This window comes from Anaerovibrio lipolyticus LB2005 (genome assembly GCF_000621545.1).
GTDB classification, from domain to species: Bacteria; Bacillota; Negativicutes; order Selenomonadales; family Selenomonadaceae; genus Anaerovibrio; species Anaerovibrio lipolyticus_A.
The window spans coordinates 143,022-165,786 of sequence record NZ_JHYA01000002.1 but is presented as its reverse complement, the minus strand read 5'-3'; the positions used below and the strand labels follow the sequence as shown (position 1 = coordinate 165,786).

General features: G+C 42.5%; 24 protein-coding genes. 4 read left to right on the top strand and 20 right to left on the bottom strand.

Annotated elements, in window-relative coordinates; translation table 11 throughout:
- The 8 genes from mreD to T355_RS0102480 all read right to left on the bottom strand — a co-directional run bounded on the left by mreD (nucleotide 1) and on the right by T355_RS0102480 (nucleotide 6,005).
- Nucleotides 1-495 (bottom strand): rod shape-determining protein MreD, encoded by a 495-nt coding sequence (mreD, locus tag T355_RS0102515; protein ID WP_027396377.1) that lies wholly within the window; start codon nucleotides 493-495, stop codon nucleotides 1-3.
- The gene (gene mreC, locus T355_RS13270) at nucleotides 495-1,427 is read right to left on the bottom strand and encodes a rod shape-determining protein MreC (protein ID WP_051555324.1); all 933 of its coding nucleotides are present in this window, start codon (nucleotides 1,425-1,427) and stop codon (nucleotides 495-497) included. Before mreC ends, mreD begins: the two co-directional genes overlap by 1 nt.
- A gap of 1 nt (nucleotide 1,428) precedes the next feature.
- Nucleotides 1,429-2,466 (bottom strand): rod shape-determining protein, encoded by a 1,038-nt coding sequence (locus tag T355_RS0102505; RefSeq protein WP_027396376.1) that lies wholly within the window; start codon nucleotides 2,464-2,466, stop codon nucleotides 1,429-1,431.
- A 101-nt stretch (nucleotides 2,467-2,567) separates the two neighbouring features.
- Nucleotides 2,568-3,254, bottom strand: a complete 687-nt coding sequence (gene radC, locus T355_RS0102500; protein WP_027396375.1) for a RadC family protein — start codon at nucleotides 3,252-3,254, stop codon at nucleotides 2,568-2,570.
- Complete coding sequence (locus tag T355_RS0102495) at nucleotides 3,226-3,813, bottom strand: Maf family protein (protein ID WP_027396374.1); 588 nt, start codon at nucleotides 3,811-3,813, stop codon at nucleotides 3,226-3,228. Before T355_RS0102495 ends, radC begins: the two co-directional genes overlap by 29 nt.
- A gap of 10 nt (nucleotides 3,814-3,823) precedes the next feature.
- On the bottom strand, nucleotides 3,824-4,084 hold the full coding sequence (locus T355_RS0102490) for a DUF4321 domain-containing protein (RefSeq protein ID WP_027396373.1): 261 nt from the start codon (nucleotides 4,082-4,084) through the stop codon (nucleotides 3,824-3,826).
- A 92-nt stretch (nucleotides 4,085-4,176) separates the two neighbouring features.
- On the bottom strand, nucleotides 4,177-5,289 hold the full coding sequence (locus tag T355_RS0102485; RefSeq protein WP_027396372.1) for an acyltransferase family protein: 1,113 nt from the start codon (nucleotides 5,287-5,289) through the stop codon (nucleotides 4,177-4,179).
- 8 nt (nucleotides 5,290-5,297) lie between these two features.
- Complete coding sequence (locus T355_RS0102480; protein ID WP_027396371.1) at nucleotides 5,298-6,005, bottom strand: TVP38/TMEM64 family protein; 708 nt, start codon at nucleotides 6,003-6,005, stop codon at nucleotides 5,298-5,300.
- A 337-nt stretch (nucleotides 6,006-6,342) separates the two neighbouring features.
- On the opposite strand from T355_RS0102480, the gene T355_RS0102475 reads away from it, so the two are divergent.
- Genes T355_RS0102475 through T355_RS0102465 form a run of 3 tightly spaced genes read left to right on the top strand, consistent with a single transcriptional unit; the run spans nucleotide 6,343 to nucleotide 7,733 of the window.
- On the top strand, nucleotides 6,343-7,296 hold the full coding sequence (locus tag T355_RS0102475; protein WP_027396370.1) for a magnesium transporter CorA family protein: 954 nt from the start codon (nucleotides 6,343-6,345) through the stop codon (nucleotides 7,294-7,296).
- A 17-nt stretch (nucleotides 7,297-7,313) separates the two neighbouring features.
- Entirely contained in the window at nucleotides 7,314-7,544 is a 231-nt protein-coding gene (locus T355_RS0102470) for a hypothetical protein (RefSeq protein ID WP_027396369.1), read from the top strand.
- Between the two features lie 15 nt (nucleotides 7,545-7,559).
- The gene (locus T355_RS0102465) at nucleotides 7,560-7,733 is read left to right on the top strand and encodes a prevent-host-death family protein (protein ID WP_027396368.1); all 174 of its coding nucleotides are present in this window, start codon (nucleotides 7,560-7,562) and stop codon (nucleotides 7,731-7,733) included.
- 54 nt (nucleotides 7,734-7,787) lie between these two features.
- Here the strand turns inward: T355_RS0102465 and T355_RS13265 are convergent, their stop codons facing one another.
- Together T355_RS13265 and T355_RS0102455 are read right to left on the bottom strand one after the other, a co-directional pair.
- Nucleotides 7,788-9,854, bottom strand: a complete 2,067-nt coding sequence (locus T355_RS13265) for a hybrid sensor histidine kinase/response regulator (RefSeq protein WP_051555323.1) — start codon at nucleotides 9,852-9,854, stop codon at nucleotides 7,788-7,790.
- Nucleotides 9,855-9,996: 142 nt separating this feature from the next.
- Complete coding sequence (locus T355_RS0102455; protein WP_027396367.1) at nucleotides 9,997-10,389, bottom strand: hypothetical protein; 393 nt, start codon at nucleotides 10,387-10,389, stop codon at nucleotides 9,997-9,999.
- A 246-nt stretch (nucleotides 10,390-10,635) separates the two neighbouring features.
- On the opposite strand from T355_RS0102455, the gene T355_RS14610 reads away from it, so the two are divergent.
- Complete coding sequence (locus tag T355_RS14610) at nucleotides 10,636-11,706, top strand: GGDEF domain-containing protein (RefSeq protein WP_051555322.1); 1,071 nt, start codon at nucleotides 10,636-10,638, stop codon at nucleotides 11,704-11,706.
- Between the two features lie 44 nt (nucleotides 11,707-11,750).
- On the opposite strand, the gene T355_RS0102445 is transcribed toward T355_RS14610, so the two are convergent.
- The 10 genes from T355_RS0102445 to ruvC all read right to left on the bottom strand — a co-directional run bounded on the left by T355_RS0102445 (nucleotide 11,751) and on the right by ruvC (nucleotide 22,740).
- Complete coding sequence (locus tag T355_RS0102445; protein ID WP_231482965.1) at nucleotides 11,751-12,341, bottom strand: peptidoglycan-binding protein; 591 nt, start codon at nucleotides 12,339-12,341, stop codon at nucleotides 11,751-11,753.
- A 158-nt stretch (nucleotides 12,342-12,499) separates the two neighbouring features.
- Nucleotides 12,500-14,386, bottom strand: a complete 1,887-nt coding sequence (locus tag T355_RS0102440) for a glutamine synthetase (protein ID WP_027396365.1) — start codon at nucleotides 14,384-14,386, stop codon at nucleotides 12,500-12,502.
- A gap of 191 nt (nucleotides 14,387-14,577) precedes the next feature.
- Nucleotides 14,578-15,609: an HlyD family secretion protein gene (locus T355_RS0102435; RefSeq protein ID WP_027396364.1), complete on the bottom strand. Its 1,032-nt coding sequence runs from the start codon at nucleotides 15,607-15,609 to the stop codon at nucleotides 14,578-14,580.
- 69 nt (nucleotides 15,610-15,678) lie between these two features.
- Entirely contained in the window at nucleotides 15,679-16,314 is a 636-nt protein-coding gene (locus T355_RS0102430; protein WP_027396363.1) for a hypothetical protein, read from the bottom strand.
- A 91-nt stretch (nucleotides 16,315-16,405) separates the two neighbouring features.
- The gene (locus tag T355_RS13255) at nucleotides 16,406-17,398 is read right to left on the bottom strand and encodes a nucleoside kinase (RefSeq protein WP_051555321.1); all 993 of its coding nucleotides are present in this window, start codon (nucleotides 17,396-17,398) and stop codon (nucleotides 16,406-16,408) included.
- A gap of 84 nt (nucleotides 17,399-17,482) precedes the next feature.
- Complete coding sequence (locus T355_RS0102420) at nucleotides 17,483-18,478, bottom strand: inorganic phosphate transporter (RefSeq protein ID WP_027396362.1); 996 nt, start codon at nucleotides 18,476-18,478, stop codon at nucleotides 17,483-17,485.
- Complete coding sequence (locus T355_RS0102415) at nucleotides 18,471-19,100, bottom strand: DUF47 domain-containing protein (RefSeq protein ID WP_027396361.1); 630 nt, start codon at nucleotides 19,098-19,100, stop codon at nucleotides 18,471-18,473. Before T355_RS0102415 ends, T355_RS0102420 begins: the two co-directional genes overlap by 8 nt.
- A 242-nt stretch (nucleotides 19,101-19,342) precedes the next feature.
- Complete coding sequence (locus T355_RS0102410; RefSeq protein ID WP_027396360.1) at nucleotides 19,343-20,584, bottom strand: pyridoxal phosphate-dependent aminotransferase; 1,242 nt, start codon at nucleotides 20,582-20,584, stop codon at nucleotides 19,343-19,345.
- A gap of 225 nt (nucleotides 20,585-20,809) precedes the next feature.
- Nucleotides 20,810-22,039 carry an aspartate kinase gene (locus tag T355_RS0102405; protein ID WP_027396359.1) on the bottom strand — a complete coding sequence of 410 codons (1,230 nt, stop codon included), beginning with the start codon at nucleotides 22,037-22,039 and terminating at the stop codon, nucleotides 20,810-20,812.
- A 206-nt stretch (nucleotides 22,040-22,245) separates the two neighbouring features.
- Complete coding sequence (gene ruvC, locus T355_RS0102400; RefSeq protein ID WP_027396358.1) at nucleotides 22,246-22,740, bottom strand: crossover junction endodeoxyribonuclease RuvC; 495 nt, start codon at nucleotides 22,738-22,740, stop codon at nucleotides 22,246-22,248.
- Nucleotides 22,741-22,765 lie beyond the last annotated feature (25 nt).

Here is a 22,765-nt window from a genome sequence, read left to right as displayed (position 1 = left end):
TTATTTCTTATCTGCTGTTTTTTTATGCAGCCATCTTACGGCACAATGTATCGGCCAAGCAAACACTAAATTGTAACAAATAAGAGGACCAAGCTTAGTATATAAATGCGTGAATATATTAAACCGGTACCCCAACAGCAGCATTATAGCCTCAGTCATAAGGAAAACTGCCGCCGTATTCAGGACTGATGCCGTAACTGGCAGTCCAAAGCTGTCCTTGAGCACCCTGGTGGAAAAAACGCCACATACATAACCTACAATGAGCTTGGTAAAGGCATTTAATCCAAAAAAAGTCCCTGTGGCCAGATCTTCAAAAAGACCCAGCAGAAAACCAGCAAAGCTGCCTACTTTTTTTCCATTGAGGAAGCCTATAGAGCTGGTCATCAATAATATTAAATCCGGCCCAATACCATAAAAATACACCAATGGCATAAAGGCGGACTGAAATGCATAAACTGCTAAAACAAATAATAGCCAGGCCAGAAAATTCTTCATCACTTTCCATCCCCACCTATTGGATTGCCGTCCTTGTCAGTCTCCGTTCCAGGTGTCTGTTTAGGAGCAGTCAAAGGCTCTGGTGGTGCTTCACGGGAAGCCGTAATGATAAGTACATCCTCCAGCTTCTGGAAATCTACAGCTGTGTAAAGATAAGCTATCTCCAAAAGGCCACCGTCATCATTCTGAATATTGGCTACAGAGCCTATCAGCAATCCCTTTGGATAAACACCGCCAAAGCCTGAGGTAACAATAACATCCCCCTCAATTACATCTGCATTGCGGGGAATGTTAATCATCTGAGGAAGCATAGGGTCACTTGGATTACCCTGAACAATGCCGGCAACCCTGGACTCCGGACGCTGCACCAAGGTACCCACAGATGAGCGTGGATCAAGGATTAACTGAACCTTGGAGGCATTTGGAGACACCTCAGTAATCACACCTACAAGGCCCTTTTCCGTTACCACAGGCATATTTTTTGCTATACCATCAGAGGAGCCACGATTAATTACAATCATACTGGTCCAAGTGGAAGACTCCCGACCAATAACCTTGGCCGGCATCAAATCAAATTGAACAGCTGTAGTCTTGTAATTAAGCATTTCCCTTAGACGCATATTTTCAGCTGCGTATTCATACGCCTGAAGATTCTGCTGGCGAAGGGTAATAACCTCTTCACGCAACTCCTTGTTCTGATAATATACAGTTGCAACTTCCCATACAGTTGTAGCCACACCGTTGACCTGGGACCCAGCCCAGGAAATGGCCCGCTGAAACGGAGCCAAAGCCGAAACTACAGCAGGACTGGTCAAAACAGGTGTCATACGGCCACGGGCGGCGAAAAAAATAATCACAAAAATACTTAGAGCTACCACCACGAGCATCCAAGTTGTCTTCCGTGCATTATTATCCCGTCTAATCCTGCTCATCTTATCTCAACTTCTTTGTAGTCATAACAACACGCTTCAGGAGCTCAATGTTCTCCAGGGAACGGCCAGTACCTTCACCAACACAGGAAAGAGCATCCTCAGATACCAATACCGGCATACCAGTTTCATTGCTAAGGAGCTTATCCAGATTGCTGAGGAGAGCACCGCCACCAGTCATCATAATACCATGATCCATTACGTCTGCTGCCAATTCAGGTGGAGTCTTCTCCAAAGTACCCTTTACAGCATCAATAATCTTGTATACAGGCTCACTGAGAGCATCACGAATTTCACTTGCTCTGATGGTAAGATTCTTAGGAAGACCGCTTACCAAATCACGGCCACGGATATCCATGGTCTTATCAGCATTTGGATTTACGATAGCAGAGCCAATAGTAATCTTGATCTCTTCAGCAGTACGCTCACCAATCATCAGATTATATACGCGCTTGATGTACTGTATAATCGCAGAATCCATCTCGTCACCACCGATACGGATAGAGCAGCTGGTTACAATACCACCAAGGGAAATTACAGCGATTTCAGTAGTACCACCGCCGATATCAACTACCATGGAGCCAGTAGCCTCTTCAACTGGAAGGCCTGCACCAATAGCCGCAGCCATAGGCTCCTCAATCAGATATGCCTCACGGGCACCAGCCTGCTGGGCAGCATCGATTACAGCACGCTTCTCAACCTCAGTAACGCCGGAAGGAACTCCTACAACCACGCGAGGACGAACAAAAGACTTGGTGTTCATTGCCTTGCGGATAAAATATTTCAACATAGCCTGAGTTACATCAAAATCAGCAATAACGCCATCCTTCATAGGACGAATTGCAATGATGCTGCCTGGAGTACGACCCAGCATACGCTTAGCATCATCACCTACTGCCAGTACCTCACCACTATCGCTCTTTATCGCAACAACAGATGGCTCACGAAGAACAATACCCTTGCCCTTAACATGTACCAAGGTGTTTGCAGTACCCAAATCAATACCCATATCATGGGATAAACCACCAAATAAACTCCACATAAATAAATAACTCCCTTCAATATAAGTGGTAGGCATTTCGATTAATTCAAAGGCCTATATATTGTTTCTTTTAATTTGGCCCAAAAATAATGAGCCACATGTCATTGTATCATACCTTCCTCTTTAAGGGAAATATATTTATTATCTCCCAGGACAATATGATCTAGTACAGGTATATCCATTAGCTTTCCAGCCTCCATTAGCTGCCTGGTAATGTTCAAATCCTCCTTGCTAGGAGAGGGATCTCCGCTGGGATGGTTGTGAACCAGTATCATAGCCGCCGCAGAATTTTGGACAGCTGCCTTAAACACCTCCCGTGGATGAACCACTGAAGCTGTCAGACTGCCTATGGATATAATTGGCATGGACAAAATATGATGTTTGATATTCAACAGTATGATAGCAAAATGCTCACGCTGCTGAAAACGCAGCCTGGGCATTGCATAATCCGCCGCATCAGCGGGACAACGCACAACAGGTTTTTGAGCTGTGGTATTTAACCCCAGTCTTTTACCAAGCTCCACCGCTGCAGCCAATAATGTGGCCTTAGCTGAGCCAATACCCTTGTACTCCATCAGCTCCTCTACAGACATTGTAGCCAGAGCCAATACCCCGCTCTCACGATGCTGACTCAGAATATCCTGAGCCAACTGCATTGCCGACTTTTCCTTGGATCCACTTCCTAGCAATATTGCCAGAAGCTCAGCGTTGCTGAGAATTCCCGGGCCATAGGCCATAAGCCTCTCCCGTGGACGGTCATCAACTGGAAGATCCTTCACCATTGTCATATAAATCAATCCCCGCTTTCCGGGCAAGACCATCAAGACAATGGAGCGGCAAACCTACGACATTGGAGTAAGAACCTCTGATTCCGTCTACAAACACAGCCGCCCTGCCTTGAATAGCATAGGCTCCAGCCTTGTCAGCCGGCTCTCCAGTGGCTATGTAAGCATCAATCTGATCTGCGGATAAAGGAGAAAACACAACCTCTGTCGTTTCCCATGCCTGCCAGAACTTACCCTTCCAAGCAAGAACAATACCAGTTATAACCTGATGAGTTCTTCCGGAAAAAGCTTTAAGCATTTCTCTGGCATGCTCCTTATCCCGAGGCTTACCATATATATGTCCATCAAGGCTTACAACTGTATCTGAGCCCAGCACCGGATATTCCGGATGCTCAGCTGCCACAGCTGCTGCCTTTAAATGCGCGTTTTGTACTACCAGCTGGTGAGGCTCCAGACCGGCATCTGTAATTTCATCGGCGTTGCTTGTTATAACCTCAAATTTACAGCCGATTTGCTCCAAAAGCTCCCGCCTGCGGGGAGATGCTGACGCCAATATTATCATCATGCACCTCTTAATAACGGCGGAACAAAATAATAGCAATTACCATACCTAAAATACTCATAAGGTTTGGTGTAAAAGCCAAGCCAACAGTCAGCTTGATCACATAAAGATTCAATGTGGCCGGAGTCATATCCAGCACCGGATATGTATGAACCAGGTACGGCATTACGCCGGACAAGGCATCCACCCCTGTCAGCAAATCGCCAATTATGCCACCAAGAATGGCACCAATTATTACAAACACGATTAACGTGCCATAGCTTCTTTTCATTCTGTTAATAAACCTCCATTACACAATTCTCCGCTAATAATTATACAGAGTAATACAAAGCAAAATCAAGATTTTTCAAAGGTCTGGCCACGTTATTTCTTAATGGCGAAGAACGGAAGAAACATCAGTATTCTGCCTACTACATAGGTAACCACCAAGCCCAATATACAAGCAAAAATGTATTTTACATACACTGGCAAAGCCACCCCCATAAGAGCCCATACCACCAGCATAACCAATCCCATGTGAGCGTAATACATGGTATATGAATTATCACTGACTGCCTTCAAAAATCCATTGGTATAATCCAGCTTGGACTGGAACAATGCCAACAAACCAAATACAGAGGCCATGGCAAACAAGCTATGAAGGGCTGACTTAATCACCATAAATGTTACAGGAGAAGCTGTCAGCTGACCGAACAAGGCATATCCAGTATAAAATACTCCCGTAAAAATAAAGGCCGGTATCCAGACAGTGGGATCCAGTCTGAACCCCTTTTCCGTGAACCACTGCTTTCTCCAGGCATATACGCCGGCAAAGAAATATATTACATAAAGGGAAATCCTTGTGGGCTGATAAAGGAAAATCGGCCATACCTTTGACCAATTATCGTTGTTGCCACCCACCAAATAATAAGCTCCCACTGTCAAGGTATACGACAGTATGGCAATTATCAAAAAGAACGCCTTCCCCGGAGCAGCTGGTGTGAGTTTTTCCTTAATAACTGGCTTGATTTTTGCCACAACAAATAAAAGAATATAGAGATAAAACAGAGTCCCCAAAAACCAATACTGAGTGTGAGAAAAAAGAGGTCCGAAGAAAAACACCTTATTCAAAAATTCCATAAAAGGAAGTGGCACATGTCTGGTCAAAAAGATTAGATACGTAACAGCAGGTGCCAGTATAATAACACCGAGCACCCAAGGAATAAATATCCGCATCAGCTTTGATGTCCAGAATTTTTTTGCTGGTTGTCGGGAAAGGGACATGATGCCAAAATAACCGGAAATAAAAAACATAACCGGCATTATAAAAATGTCCGCCCAGACGACAAACACAGTAAAGGACATTTGTGGATCACTTTTATCCACTGCATACCACCATTCAGGGGCATACTGCATATAGCTCATGGCTATATGAAACACTATCATCAGGCAAATAATAAATGCCTTTAAATTATCCAGAAAAAATATTCTTTTCATGACTCGTATCATTCCTCAACATTCTGCTGTTTTTTCTTGCGCTTTTCATAAAGGAGAAAAGAGCCTACCACCACCACAGCCAGCACAATATTAAATACCAGGCGATATGGATTTTCACTGGCAGTTACCGCATCATGACCAATCATGGCCTCAATGGCAGTGGATGGCAGCTTGCCGATAAGGGCCGCCAGCGTGTAATCCTTCAGGCTCATTTTGCTGAGAGCACCCACTGCATTAAGCAGGCCTGATGGAAGATATGGCACCAAACGGGCAATTAGCATTATTTTAAAGCCCTCCCTGCCACTCATATCATCTATTTTCTTTAAATAGGAATATTTGGCAATAACTTCCTCTGCCGCATCCCTAAATAAAAATCTCAGCAACAAAAAGCTGATGACCACTCCTACTGTTTCAGCCAGCCAGGCCAGAATAATTCCCGGTACTATGCCAAAAATCAGTGCATTAGCCGAAGAAAAAATAATGGCTGGGGGAAATCCTATGGCATTGACGCACAGCACCAACAGAAAGCTGAACACCATGGCCCAGGGGCCAAAGGAATTTATATAATCTGCCACCTGCTTCATATCACCGCTGAGACATACTCCCCACAGCTCATTAAAGAAGGCGGGATTTATCAGGTATATTATCAAAAACAAAACCAGCATTATTAACACTGCACCTATTTTTATAGTGGATGCAGAACGTTTCCTTTGCATAAAATACCTCCTAAACATAACTCAACCGATTTATTATAACGCCATTGTTAAAATTTTGCTACTGGCAAAATATTATTATAAAGCAAACCATTGACGAAAGCCGACTCTGGTAGTAATATTTTAATGGTCTTTAAATATATTAAATATATATCATAAGATTCAAAATAAAATGAAAAGTTGGTGAGGAAAAATGGATACTGATTATCCTAGTCCGGAACCCCCGGGTGAATTAATAAAAAATACTGAGACCGTATCCCTTTTCTCCTGCCATTATTTTATAAAATAACAGTATTCTGCAAGGGCTTATGGTCTCTTTCAAATGGAAAGGAGTACCATAATGCTCAAAATTTACAAATCACACGAGAATGGTCCTCTCACTGAATTAAGTCTGAAAACCTTGGAAAACGGTGCCTGGATTAACATTGTTGCCCCTACACCATACGAGTTGAAAGTGGTAGGCAACCTTACCGAGGTTGAGCCTGATTTTCTCCGTTCAGCACTTGATGATGAGGAACGCTCCCATATTGATATTGAGGACGACAGTGTCATGATTTTGACCAATGTTCCTGTTATTCGGGAAGAAGGCGGCTACGATACTCTGCCTTTGGCCATTATTGTCACTGAAGAATATATCATTACCGTATGTCTGGAAGAAACCCCTGTGCTTTCATATTTCAACGAAAAGAATGCCCGTTTCTTCCGCACCTTCAAAAAGACCCGGTTCCTGTTCCAGATTCTTTATCGGTCTGCTACCTTCTACCTTAGCTATCTGCGTCAGATAAGCAAACAGTCCGATGAGATTGAGCGCAACCTACGTCATTCCATGAGAAATCAGGAAATTCTAAAGCTCCTGGAATTACAAAAATCACTGACATTCTTTAACGCTTCCCTGCGATCCAATGGTGCAGTGCTGGACAAGCTCATGCGCCTAAGGACCAACTCCACCATGCAGCCTATGCTGAAATATTACGAGGAAGACGAGGATTTGCTGGAGGACGTTATCATCGAGAATAAACAGGCCAAGGAAATGGTTGAGATGTACAGCAAAATTCTTGCCCGTCTGGCAGATACCTTCTCCTCTATTATTTCCAACAACCTGAATCAGGTCATGAAATTCTTGGCTGCTGTCACCATTTTGTTGGCAATACCAACGGTTATATCCAGTTTCTTCGGCATGAATGTGCCTGTGCCAATGTCAGAAAGTACTTGGGCTTTCAGCTATATCTTTGGCATTGCCGGTATATTGGTGGTTATCTGTGGCTATTTGCTGTGGAAACGGGATATGTTCTAAAATAAAGGAGGTTCACCATGGCCACAATGACTGAATCACAGCTTAGGGCTGGCGTAATCTTCGGTGACAATGAAACGGCAGAATTCGTCTACATGCCTGCCAGTGAGCTTGGCGTGGAGCATCCCATATGCGTATATGAGTACGAGGCTGTCAGAGAGGATATGGACCTTGAGGAAGCCATCAAAACCATTCGCCTCAGAAGCCTGCGACCTACCAGCCATCCAAGGCTTGGAAAAACCTCATGCTAAAAGGAGGGGTTATATATGATAGCTGTTCCATCATCTGATTTTCTGAAGGAATTTACCATCTATGCTGATAAAGCCACAGATGAAAAAGAAACAATTTTCGTACAGCGCTCCAATGACAAAAATCTGGTGGTTATGTCAATGGATGCCTACAACGAAATACAGAAAAAGCTATATGAAACGCAAAAATAGACTGCAAAAGCAGTCTATTTTTATTGGAATATTTTAATAATATACAGATAAATCTTAAACAAGTAGAGATTTCAGTATAGCAAACAATCTTTCCACATCCACTGGCTTGGCAAGATGCTCATTCATACCACAGGCCAAAGCCGCCTGACGGTCTTCAAAGAAGGCATCCGCTGTCATGGCAATGATAGGCACGTCCTTCTTGCCTTCTTCCTCCATGGCACGAATCTGCCGGGTAGCCTCATAGCCATCCATAATAGGCATCTGAATATCCATAAGGATTATATCATAATGCTTCGGTGGATGATTGGTAACCTTAGTTACTGCCATCTCTCCATTTTCTGCCAAATCTACAAAGAAGCCTGCCTCCTCAAGAATGGTAATGGCAATCTCCTGATTCATCTTATTATCCTCTGCCAGCAGGATACGTCTTCCCATAAACTCTTCCTGGGCAATAGAACGCTCCTCAGTTTCAGTGTCATGAATATTCATGGCACTCTTGATAATTTTCTTCACGTCTGACAGGAAAAGTGGCTTTTCAATAAATGCAGAAACACCAGAACTATACGCTGCCTCCTCTACACCGGAATACATACCATCAGTTAAGAGGAACATCGGCACATCGTTGCCAACCAGCTGACGAAGCTTCTTTACTACCTCAAGGCCACCAACCTTATCATCTATGCGCCAGCTGATAAAGTAAGCATCATATTTCTCCCGCTCAGCCAGAACCAATGCTTTATCTGCAGATAAGGTAAATTCAGTCTTAGAGCCAAGCTTCTCCAAAATCCCCATAAGGCTGTTGCATGTATCATCAGAATCAACGATGATAAGGGCCCTCTTGCCCACAACCTCCGGAAGTTGTTCCACTTCACCATCAACATAAACATCACTTTGCAGCTTCATATCCAGATGCAGCAGCACCTGAGTACCTTCTCCCTGGGTACTGTTAATAACAATATCGCCACCCATGAGATCAATTATATTTTTTGTAATAGCCATACCAAGACCAGTACCCTGAACCACATTACTTGCGGCATTGTTTTCGCGCTCAAAAGGCTCAAAGATATGATCCACAAATTCAGGACTCATACCAATACCGTTATCCCTAATCTCAAAATCAATGGACACATGGCCTTCCTTGCTTGAAGGAACCTCACTGATGGTAACAGTTACATCACCACCCTGGTTGGTATATTTAACAGCATTGCTAATTAAATTCAAAAGCACCTGATTAAACCGCAGCCGATCACAGAAAATCCGCTCATGAACCACACCTGCGGTTTCCATCAAAAAGTTTATTTCCTTGGCAGCAGCCTGATCCTGAATGATATTCTTTATATCATGCATCATATCGCCCAAGGACTGTGGCAGCTCCTCCAAATGAACCCGACCATCCTCAATACGGGTAATATCAAGTACATCATTAAACAGGCTGAGAAGATGCTTACTGGATGCAGTAATCTTATCCAGATAAGCCTGGACACGTTCAAGCTCCTGAAGATGACTTCCTGCCAGAGTTGCAAAGCCGATAATTGCATTCATTGGGGTGCGGATATCATGGGACATATCGGACAGGAACTGCTGTTTCGCCTTATTGGCATTTTCAGTGCGAAGCAAAGCATCCTTCAGATGAACATTTTCAATCTGAAGGGCAAAAATCTTACCTACCTTGGAAAGGGAATTCTTATCCTCATCAGACCAGATACGGTTCGTATTGTGGATATCCATAACGCCAACAAGGCCCCATAGCTCATCCATAACCACAACAGCATAATAGAGAACAGAATTGTTAAAATTCTCCCCTAAAAAGGACAGACCTTCAGTACCAATGGAGTTTTCATCCAAAACCTGAATGAGATTTTTGGCTTCTTGGCTGTCAACCTCAAACTTAGCACCGCTTAGCTTGTCATCGCCGGCCTCAAAGCTCACCTCCGCCACTGAAATACTGTCACCAGCCGAGTTTCTGGTCATCACAAACGCAAGACCACAGTCCATACTTTCCCTTAGAGCTTTTAGCAGCTCCCTGTTGTGGGACTCAGCATTATCCTTTCCTTCGGTAAACCGCCATAAGTATTCTTTTAAGCATGTATCAAGAGCAGATACCCTTTCCGCAACACCCATAAGGCAAGTGCCTCCCCTAAACTAATGTAAATTAAAACATAGTTTTACTCTTATACTATATTTTCCTAAATTTTCTTCCTATAGTCAAGGGAAAATGAAGTGTGATTAAAAAAATAGAGCCCATAAAAAGGCTCTATCTTTCTTATAAAATATCATCGATAGTAATACGTTTCATTTTCTCCCGAGGAATAGGTATACGCTTCGGCATAGTCCGGCTCATAACATATTCACTATCACCAACTGTCACTATAACACCTGGATTTTTTTCCAGCAGCTTATCGATCTTGGCAAAAACATCCAAAATCTCTTGTTTACACCCATACACTCGATTAATCATATAAATAGTTTCAGGCTTTTGAGCATAGAATATATGCCCCTTCTCATCTTCAAGAAGCACTAACAGGCGACGCAAAAAACTTTTTGGAACAGCATTACCTATAGACCGTACATCATAACTATCACGAACAGCATCTGAAATACTGGCAAATGGAAGCAACTCCGTTTTGTGATGAACCTCCTGTAAATACGTATACATACAATCACTCGCTTTCCTTTTCACAAGAAAAATAATATAGCGTTCAAAAGTTATATTATCAATTTATAAATATCAAATTAAAAGAATTATAAAACTTTACATATTTTTTTAAGTATTATACTATATAGTACCTATTATCGTATAGAAAAATTTTATAAAATTTTCTTTGGGACCTTATGCTTACTTCTATTATTTATTATTATTTCATGATATAATACTCAAGGATTGTTTTTTAGGAGTATCAAAATGGCTTTTTATTCAACAGTTGTACTTATTACTATTGTGCTTAGCATAATAATGATTGTACATATCAACAATTCAAATATAGTTACAGAGAATGCACGAAAAGGTTTTTGTATTAGCTTTACCATTATCATCTTCGTTTCTTTTTTGGAATGGCTTACGTATTTTGCTGATGGTAAACCGCTATTTCCTATATGGCTTCATAATCTATTCAGTGCAATAGAATTCAGTCTTGCCCCCAGCCTGGTGGTGTTGTGGGTATATGCCATAGGTAATATAAAGCATAGTCGTATTGTTATTATATTCCTGCTGCTCCATGCATTGATAGAATTTTCCTCTATCTGGACCGGCGCCATCTATTACATTGATGAGGGAAATCATTATTGTCGTGGTGAGTATTACTTCATATATATAATCTGCTACACCACAGCCATTGCAGTAATGTTCTTTGAGGCATACTATTTCTCACGGAAATACCAAAACCGTAATTTCAGTTCTCTCATTGCAGCCTTCAGTTCTCTGTTTATTGGTATTGTTGCCAATACGATGGATGGCGACATAAAAACGGCCTGGCTATCTGTAGCCACCTGTTGCGTTCTGTTTTATATCTACTACATTGAATTAGTGGTTCAAAGTGATGGCCTGACCAGACTGTTAAACCGCCGTTCCTATGAGAATCATTTGGCTAAGCTGAACTATCGTACAGCCGTTATAATCTTTGACATAGACAAATTTAAGAGTGTCAACGATACCTACGGGCATGCCTATGGTGATACAGTATTGAAAAAGATTTCCAAGGCTATTATACGCTGCTACCTGTCCCGAGGATTATGCTACCGTATAGGTGGAGACGAGTTCTGTGTAATTCTGAACAAAAATAGCTTCCAAAGCGAGTCAACTGTCATTAAACTGAATAAACGCTTTAATGCTCTTCTGGATGAGCTACGCCGCAAGGAGCCAAGCCTTCCTACTGTCTCAGTTGGCTATGAAATCTTTAATACTGAAAATGAAGTAGCCGACATCATACATAATGCGGATACCATGATGTATACCAACAAAAACAGCAACCGTTGATATACTTTAGCAACTAAAAATGCGACCCTTCAGGGCCGCATTTTTTATTCTAAAATATAAATCTCAATATCCTGTCTACCAAAAGCCATTGCTTCTGCGTGGGTATCAAATGCAATATCAATAATGTTACCAACTATGTTACCACCACAATCCTCGGCTACAGCCTCACCATAACCAGGAATATACACCTTGGTCCCCATTGGAATAACATTTGGATCCGAAGCAATTATTCCCTTTCTTACCGCGGTGCCCAATGCTGTTACGCCACTGGTTTCCTCGGGACTGTATGCTGTTGCGTGAACAAACACAGCCCGTCCCCCTTCAATGCCCCGTTCAATATCCCTTTCCTGAGCATAAGGGTCCAAACGTTTATAGGTCTGTGGGCCACAAATACCATCTACTACCAGCCCTTCAGATTTCTGAAATGCTTTAATCGCCTTCACTGTTTCCGGTCCACAAACACCGTCTTCTTTACCAGAGAAAAAACCTTTTTCCTTTAACAATGCTTGTACTGTTACCACATCTGCGCCAGTTGAGCCTTCCTTGACTAAAATACCGGATGCCAGAGCTGAAGCACAAAACATCATAACCATTGCACAAATTAATGTGCAAATACTCAGCTTGCCAAATCTCAAAAAATCACCTCTCTTTTCAATTAAAACACAGACTTATTCTATCATATTCCTTATAATTGCGTCAAATTTTCAGACAATTCAAGGCTTCCCAATAAAAGGACCCCCATACCGAAGAATAATCTTCATAATATGGGGGTCATTAAGGTGGTAAAGGACTATTAAATTATATTTTTAACATAAGCATCATAGAGAGACTTAAGCTCCTCGATGCGGTCGTACATTTCCACCTGTAGGCCGGAAGCCATTTCATAATCGCCCTCATTAAGAGCATTAATCAGCAGGGTGAAGAGGGACTTCTCATCAATACTGTCCTTGGCCAAATAATAACGAAGCTCATTAATCTTGTTCCAATTATAAGCATCCTGGTCAGTAACATACTCGGATTTAATCTCCTTGGCAGCGCGAACAATGTCACGGTTCTCAGGAATAATACGGGCAATCAGCTCAGTCTTCCAACGGATAAGAGCACCCTCCTTGAAGGCCTCAATGATTGCATCAGTAAAGGCACCAGAAGAGGTAATTGTATCACGCTTGTCAGTGTACTTGTCGAGAGCAGAAAGGTTGTCCCATACTGTTGCAGGCGGAGCCCCAAAGAGGCGGTTGCGTTCCTCAGCTGTATAATCCTCAAATACGTCCTGCTCAGAACGGTATGCCCTATCCTTTTCCAGATAATCAGCTTCCTGTCCAGCTTCCTTGGAAAGCTCAGCAAGGAGTTCCTTGGTTGTCTTTGTTACAGAATAGCGAACACCATCCAATACTGCAGAATAGATAGCTGACAATACCAAATAAGTATCAGTATAAGGATTGCATGCACGAAGCTCAAAACGGGTAGCTGCCGGATTGGTAACGTCACGAACCAGGCCTGCCAAAATAGTACGATTACGGGATGGAACCTCAGGAGTATGGCCCAGGGAAGTAACGATACATACAGGTGCCTCAAATCCTGGCTTCAAACGGTTAAGGGAATCATTGGTAGCAGAAACAAAAGGATTAATAACCTCATAGTTCTTCAGAAGGCCCATAATAGCGCCATAACCAACAGCACTCATGAAATCAGCTGTCATTTCCTTTGGTGCGAAGAGATTTACGAAGGAACCATCCTCCATAATTGCAGCCAGACCGATATGGGTATGCTCACCGTTACCAGCAACACCAATCATTGGCTTTGCCTTAAAGCTAACCTCCAAGCCGTTGAGACGGAAGGTCTGCTTAATAATTGTACGGGCCAAAAGCTCGTTATCAGCAGCCTGAAGAGCCTCATCAAAGCGCCAATCAACCTCAATCTGCTCACAAACGGAGGTCATATTGCCCCCCTTATCCATCTGGGCCTTGATACCGCCAACTTCCTTATGCCCCATTTCAACCTTCAGGCCATAATCATCAAGGCGCTTAACTGTCTGCTCCAATGCAGTACGAACAATGCCATGAGTTCTCTGCCAATACTGTTCCTGCATAACCTGGGAGGCAAACATTTCATCAACATGAACATGGGAAAGAGGGGTCTTTACCCAAAATTCCAGCTCAGTGGCAGAAGTAAAGCTAATGTCCTTAATCTTGCTGCAATCAATATGCTCCAAGCCGGAAATCTGTGGATGATTGTGGAAAATATTCAGCAATTCCTTTTTTACAAAGGTCAGTGTATCAGCTAAAACTGAACGAGAATCTACGCGCTTGCCATTATGCACCAAGAATGCCGGAATGCGGAGAGTACCTACAGGCAACCCCGTCTTTTCATCGTAATTCTCAAAGTTATAATCCACATACCATTTTACACTTGGATCAATTGGCATATCTACTTTTGCATTGTTTATTGTAGCAATACCGGAAAGAACTACGGAAGAACCATCAGTCTGTACGGCACGACCAGAATAGAAATCATCAATATCCTTCAAGAAAACCCGCATAGGAATTTTCTCATCAGTATCATTACCAGCAAGATCAATACCTACCAAAGATACATACATGATTTCCGGATGAGCCTTTAATGTTGCAATGATTTCTTCCTTCTTGGAATTTGCTGGGATGACAAATAATAAATCTTCCATAACCTTTACCACCTTTTCATAAATTAATATTTACAATAGCCTCAATACAATAGTTATCTGTAAACAAACCAAAAAGCCACACAGACGACAAAATATGTAGTCTGTGTGGCATCATCGCCATAAAATATGCAATTTGTTTACAAGACAGATATTAGCATAATGAAATCATTTTGGCAAGGATTTTTTTGATTTTATTTGCTGAGTCTTAAATCCACATTGTTACCAAAATGAATTCCATCCTTTGCTTCCCGCGGGATAGCTATTTTCACCACGATCTTTCCAGACGGATATGGGCTTGTATAACCTGCTTCACTGTTGGCGGTATTACTATCCTGAGATTCTCCATCCCCCTCCGGAGAAATCACCTCAACAATAGTCCCCTCATATTTCTTTCTATCCACAAAGAAATATGCCAACTGTCCCAAAACAGCATAATCACTTTCATCAGGATTCAGATAAGCCTCAACCCAAATATCATTATCGTTGCCTACGAAGGCGACCACATCTCCGGCCTTTATTTCTGAACCGGTTTCAATGCCATTAAGATACACCACACCATCCACGGGAGCTGTAATCTCTGTAGCACTACTGCTGGTCTTGGCCTGTTCTAAAGCCATACGGGCCTGATTTACCTGAATCTCTGCCCGTCTTACAGCCTCTTCATTTGGTGGCTGATATGAGGATTCGTAAGTAACAGAACTGGAACCGCCACCACGGGACAATACTGCCTGATACTGAGCTGCAGCTTCATCACGCTGAATTCCACTTACAGCCCCCATTTCATAAAGTCTGTTCATCTGATCCAGCTTGTTTTTGGCATTTTCTATTTCAGCAGATGATGCACCGCCGCCTCCTGAATGAACCACCGGACGCTGAATCATAACTCCCTGCTTTATCTGAGCCAAATTCTTTTCTGAGAGCTCCAAGGTCTGTTCCATCTGCCGTATCTGCTCATCAGTAACTGTTACCTCAATGCGGGCAATTACATCTCCAGCCTTTACCGTATCACCATTATGCACCATTACCTCAGTAACACTGCCAGGAGCCCCGGCTCTGGCCCCTACCATATTGCCGGCAATCTTGGCATCATATATATCCAGATTTCCCCAGCAGTACATTATGTACCACACCAAGCTGGAACATAACAGAGCCAGGGCAATAACCCCAGCCAATCCGTATTTAATAACTAATTTTGCTTTATCAGTAACATCTATTTCTGCCAAAACAAACCTCCAAAATAAATGGGAATCTGTGACCATACACAGACTCCCAATATATGTACAAAACTAATATCAAAGGCCCTCAAGCTCACAGCCTATAAGCTGTTTTGCCACATCTGTCCAAGTATTGTTTATGGTCTTATGGCCCATAACAGCCATCACATCAATACCCGATTCCTTGGCCAAACGACTTGCCTTGACTATATCCATAATTTTATACTGCTGCTCAATGAGTGCAGCCACCGAAGCCCTATCAATACCATATCTTTGATTTATTCTGTCAATAAGGGCATTATTACGATATACCCTCACCAAATCATCAGAAATACCCAGAGCTTCAGATACATCAATCCATGTATTATCATTCTTTTTCAAATCAGCAACGCTGTCAAAGGACTTATCCGTCAGCTTAGCCATAAAAGCAATACGACAGGCATCCTCAAGGCATCCGTTCTCATTGCAGTATTTCATCACAGCACCATAAGGCACACCATAGTGGTTAGCTATAGTGGCAGCCAGCTCATTTCTGTCAGCCCAACGCCGTGGCACCTGATAAAGCACCCTGGTCTGAGGCTTTTCTGCATGAACACCCTTACTGTTCGCAGAGGCCTCAGCCTGCTGACAAAAACCTGATGTAAATACCAAAGAACTTACGAGCAATAATCCAGATAAAAACTTAACACCATAATTACGATTCAGCTTTACCATAGGAGTCACCCCTCTACGCCTTTCTTTATATTATACCACGCAGACAGCAATAAGTCCTTAAATAAAAATTAAAAGCTAAAAACTGGATACATTAACTTACATCAAAACAGGAACCGCCTATAAATTCCCTTATAAGAGAGTTACATGGAATATCCCGCTGGTCATATATTGATTTGAAATTACGGCAAAACGCCAAAAGCTCCTGAGCCTTCTCGTAGGATTTTTCCTCCGGAGAAATTTCTGCCAGCATATACATAACATAATGCTTCAAAGCTCCCAGCTCATAAATCAGAGCAGAATTAAACATTACATCCGCATCATCCTGATAAGGAAAAATATATTTCTCCTCCCCGGACCTAACACCCGGCCACAATTCAATGGTATTGTCAGCACTGCGCCCCCGTGTGCGGAAATCACGGACTATGCGACGCAAAAGGCGTACTCTGGATGTGGAAATTCTGGTATTTTCATCCATATTCAGCTGATTTAGTGCGCTGACATAAATTTTAAACTTGTGATCACGAGGAATGGAACTGGTAAGCTTTTCATTAAGTCCATGTATTCCCTCTATGATAATAGGCTGGTTCAATGCTATTTGCCTTACATTAGCCGAGTTCATTTCCCTTATACCTTTTTTGAAATTAAAGGTTGGAATAATTACCTTCTCTCCCTCCATAAGAGAAGTAAGCTGTTTATTAAAGAGCTTTATATCCACAGCATCTATGGACTCAAAATCGTAGGACCCATCTGGCAGCTTAGGGGTATCCTCCCTATTGACAAAATAATTGTCAATGGAAAGGGACACTGGCTCCAGGCCCATTACTCTGAGCTGAACTCTCAGCCGTTGGGCAAAGGAAGTTTTTCCCGAAGATGATGGTCCAGCTATTAAAATAAGCCGATTGTTTTTTAAGTCTCCGGTAATACGGTCTGCAATATTGGCAATTTTCTTTTCATGCAGTGCCTCTGATACGCGAATCAAATCGCTGATACCACCGTTATCAATTATTGAATTTAAATCAGAAACGTAGGAACAATGCAAAATTTTTGCCCATTCCTTTGCTTCCTCCAATACTTCCTTAAACATAACCCCCACCATCCTTTAGTCTATATATACAAGAAAAGTGACCGCTTGCGACAGTCACTTTACATCTTTATTCTCATGCTGACATCATTCAAAAAGGACCATCAACAGGCCATAGCAAATGGCTCCCATGGCAGCTGTACACGGGATAGTAAGCACCCAAGCCATCACCATCTGCTGAGCTACCCCCCAACGGACAGCTTTAATTCTCTTGGCCGCCCCCACACCCATAATAGAGCCTGATACAACGTGGGTTGTACTTACAGGTAAATGAAGCAACGTAGCCGTAAAAATGGTGATAGATGAATTCAAATCTGCCGCAAAGCCGTTTATAGGCTCCAGCTTAATAATCTTACCACCTACAGTTTTAATTATGCTCCAGCCGCCTACGGATGTGCCCACAGCCATGGCGGTGGCACAAAGTACCTTTACAATGAGAGGAACCTCAAACTCCTGCAGTACACCACCGGAAACCAGAGCCAACGTGATAATACCCATTGATTTCTGGGCATCATTGGAGCCATGGGAAAAAGCCATGGTAGCCGCAGTAACAATCTGCATTTTCTTAAACCGATGATTAACCTTTGACGGGCTGGAATTCTGGAAAAACCGGAACATCAGATTCATGATGATATAACCAACCACCATACCCACCAATGGAGATGTCACTAATGCAATAACTATTTTTCCGATGCCAGTAAAATTAAGTCCCTCCATGCCCATATCAGACATGAGGACACCGCCAATAAGTCCACCTACCAACGCATGGGATGAGCTGCTTGGAAGGCCAATCTTCCAGGTCAGCAGATTCCATATAATAGCACCTGTCAGAGAGGCTATTATAATAGGCTGGTCAATATGCCCCACAACAATGTCGCCACCAATGGTCTTGGCTACACCAGTGCTGACCATAGCGCCAAAGAAATTCAACACTGCAGCCATCATAATAGCACGACTTGGTGAAATAGCCCTGGTGGACACAGATGTGGCTATAGCATTTGCCGTATCGTGGAAACCGTTTATAAAGTCAAATGCCAGGGCCAATACTATAACTATAATGATAAAAGGATGTAAATCAAGCATACTTCATTACCACGCCTCTTAGCAAATCTGCCATTTTCTCGCAGTGATCAAGGGTATCCTCCAAATCCTCAAGCAAATCCTTCCACTTGATAAGCTCAATAGGATCCTTTACCTGGGCAAAAAGATACGCCAGCTCACTTCTAAATATATGGTCGCCCTCACTTTCGAGCTTGCTGACTTCACTGGTCAGGCTGAGAAGCTCGTCCTGATTCTTGCTGATTTCCGGCAGCAGCTCAAGCACCCTTATAATTTTCTGGGTACATTCAATAAGGAGCTTTGTCAATCTTATAGCGCCCTCCCGGGCCTCACCAGTATGATAGATAACAATACGCTGAAGAATGCCCTGCAACAGGTCTACTCCATCATCAAGGCCATTGGCAATAGCATAAATATCCTCACGATCAATAGGAGTAATAAAGGTCTGATTCAGCTTGTCAATTATCCGATCATTGACTCTGTCCGCCTTATGCTCAATATCATTTATCTCCTTAACCTTTATATCAGCTTTACGGTGATCCACCATAACCTCATCCATCAAAAGCGAGCCCTGATAGAAAAATTGCGCACTTTCCAGGAAAAGATCATAAAATTCAGAATCACCTTTTCTGTTGAAATTAAACATAGTAACCTCCCTAACCAATCCCAATCTACTATAACTATAACACATAACAGAGCCTTTTAACAATAAATTTTCCCCATAGTAAACTCCGTGCAAAATGATATTTTGCACTACGCCCTTACACGAAATCTAAAGCTCATCTGCATCCTTCGGATTTGATTCACTATGATTTCATAGTAAAAGAGGAGATACCCCATAATATCTCCTCTTTATAAGTGTCATAAACATAGATTATGTTACTATGATTATCCCTCAACAGCCTTTAACGCTTTCAGCACCTTTGCAGCCATTCCGTACATTTTTGCTTTTGGAATGGAGCAAACAGCTATACGAACGCCCTTCTTCAATGGAACAGCAAAAATCAAATCCTCATGCATTTTCTCGCACACAGCAGCAGAATCCTTGGCAGGAACAGAGATAAAGAAGCCAGCCTTATAAGGAAGAGCCTTTAACCCGCATTCCTCGGCTTCCTTCATAAAGATGGCAGCTCTGTCGCGAATTACACTGTAAAGCTCATCACGCTCTTTTTCAAACTGGGCCAGCATTGCACTATCCTGCTGAATGGTGGTGAGCAGGGTCTGGGCACCACGGTTAATATTGGACCAAGTAGCACGACCAGTAAACTTGGTAACGTTCTTAAATTCCTCAATAAGCTCTGCACTTGAAGAAAGTCCAATAAGAGCACCAGTACGCTGACCATACATGGTATAGCCCTTAGACATGGAGAAGGCAAACATTACAAAGATGTTTTCCGGAAGATTGCTGAACTGCTTCATAAAACGACGGGTTTCATTCTTCTCCCCGGCATAATCGATATAGGCGATATCCACCATCAGATTAACCTTCTTGCCCTTGGCAGCCCATGCCTTGGACATATCAATAACCTTGGTCCACTCCTCATCAGTGAGGCTATAGCCAGTTGGGTTGTGGGCAGGAGTATTGATAATCAGCAGCAAGGAATCCTGCTTTGCAAAGAGCTCCTCCACCTTAGCTTCCAAAGCCTTAACATTATAATTCTGATTTTCATCGAATAGCTGGTAGGTAGCCAAAGTACGACCAGCCTCCTGACAAAGAGGATTGTAGGTCCCCCAGAACCAGTCAGATGTCAACACCTGATCACCGATTTCAGAATAATTCTGGATAGCCATATGCAGTGCTCCTGTTCCACCAGAAGTAGCACACGCGGCAATATGGCCCTCAGGCTTATTATCGGCGAAGGTCAGGCCGATAACAGCATCCAGATATGCTGGAAGACCAGCAGGTGGAGCATAAGCAGCTACATCAGAAATCTTCAATCCTCTAAAAGCCTTTTCCATAGTAGGAAGACAGGCCAGCTTGCCATCCTCACCTATTATAGAACCAACAGTGGCATTAGTAACCTTTTCAGCACCATGAACCTTAATAGCTTCGTTGCAGGCACCACTCGCGCCAAAAATAACGTCTACCAGCTTTTTACCAACTCGATGTGAAGCAACCTGTGAACTCATACATTATCAACCTCCTTAAAATAAAAAATATTATTACTCTTTTAAATCATTATACCACTTTTATGCGAATTTTCCTTTATTATATTTAAAATAATATATATTACCTATTAAACATTTTTATACGTAATATGTATCATTTTATATATATGCCATTCGACCCGCAAAAATAGGAGAATGTCCATATAACAGACATCCTCCCTTCTTAAATTCAAAATCGTATTTTATTTACTTCTCAGGAAAAAATTCCTTGTGAATTGCATTGGCTGCTTCGCTCAGCTCGGACCCCTTAATAAGGCAGCTAATGCTGATTTCAGAGGTACTTATGGCATCAATGTTAACATTGGCATCAGCCAGTGCGCCAAACATTCTTGCAGCAATACCTGGGTTACCCAGCATTCCGGCACCAACAATAGATACCTTTGCCACATCCTCCTCAATGAGAACAGCAACTGCATGGAGCTTTTCTGCTACAGCATCCACAGTCTTTTTGGTCTCTGGAAGATCATCAAGAGTGGTGGTAAATACCATATCAGTAACATTTTTCTCAATGTTTCTGATACTCTGAACAATCATGTCTACTGCTATATTTTTGTCTGCCAGAGCAGAGAAAATTTCCTTTGCGATACCTGGATTATTAGGAACGCCAAGAACTGCAATTTTTGCTACGTTTTTATCATGAGCTACGCCACGAATCAAGAAATCCTTCTCTTCCATTGTATATGCCTCCCTAATCATTGTGCCTGGTGTATTTGTAAAGGTTGAACGAACATGAATTGGAATATTAAAGTATTTACCCATTTCCACAGAGCGTGGCTGCATAACGCCAGCTCCTAAACGGGCCATTTCCAACATCTCGTCATAAGTAATTTCCTGCATTTTTCTGGCATCAGGAATAAGACGGGGATCAGCTGAGTAAATACCATCAACATCAGTATATATTTCACAGGAATCTGCCTTCAGGGCACCAGCCAAAGCCACAGCAGAGGTATCAGAGCCGCCACGTCCCAAGGTTACAGGGTCTCCATGCTCATCAACCCCCTGGAAGCCGGCAACGACAACAATATTGCCCTTATCCAGCTCTTTCTTTACTCTGGCAGGCTTAATATCAAGAATCTTGCCCTTGGTATGAACGGAATTTGTTTTCATACCAACCATCTGACCCGTAAGGGAAATAGCCTTCTGTCCCAATGTGCGGAATGCCATGGTAAGAAGGGATATAGAAACCTGTTCACCAGTGGTCAGCAGCATATCCATTTCACGGGTATACTGATATGGATTTGGATTAATCTGTTTTGCCAGTTCAATCAACTCATCTGTAGTATCGCCCATTGCAGAAACTACCATAACAATCTGATCACCCGGCTGTTTTTCGGCGATAATTCTCTTGGCCACATTAAGGATTTTTTCAGTGGTTCCCACTGATGAGCCGCCAAACTTCTTAACAATAAGAGCCATATTTACCTCCTATGATTCAAAGCAAACATCGTAAGTAACGGAATTAGCAAAATCCGCACTAAGTAGACATTTGTTTTGTAAATTCTCATTAATACACTCAAACAACAAGTATTATAATATATTTATGTGTTCCAGTCTACAGAAATCCCCAATAAAAAGTGTATACTTTGTATTTTTTTATGTACAATCCACTATTCTATGTAAACCTAAATTTTATTTCTATAAGTAAAGCTATTTAAAACATGGGAGGTACAAATGGCAACCGCCAAGGCATCTGCCACATCATCCGGTTTTGGTGGCTCGGGAAGATTCAGTAGCTTGGTTACCATATAGATAACCTGTTCCTTGGTGGCCTTACCATATCCCGTTACAGACTGTTTTACCTGAAGCGGTGTACGCTCCACCAGCTCCAAGCCATTCTTGGCAGCCGCCAAAAGCACTACCCCCCTGGCCTGTCCTACTGGAATAGCCGTAGTGACATTGCGATTAAAAAATAACTGTTCCACCCCCATGACATCTGGCTTGTATTTTTTTATCAGCATATCCAGCTCATCATATATCTTTGCCAGTCTGTCCTCAGGTCTGGCCTTGGCACTGGTGGTTATGGCACCATATTCATGGGCGATAAGGCGACTGCCGTTGGATTCCACAAAGCCATAGCCACAAATTGCCGTTCCTGGGTCAATACCCAATGCAAGCATTTTATTTTTCTCCCCTTAATAATAT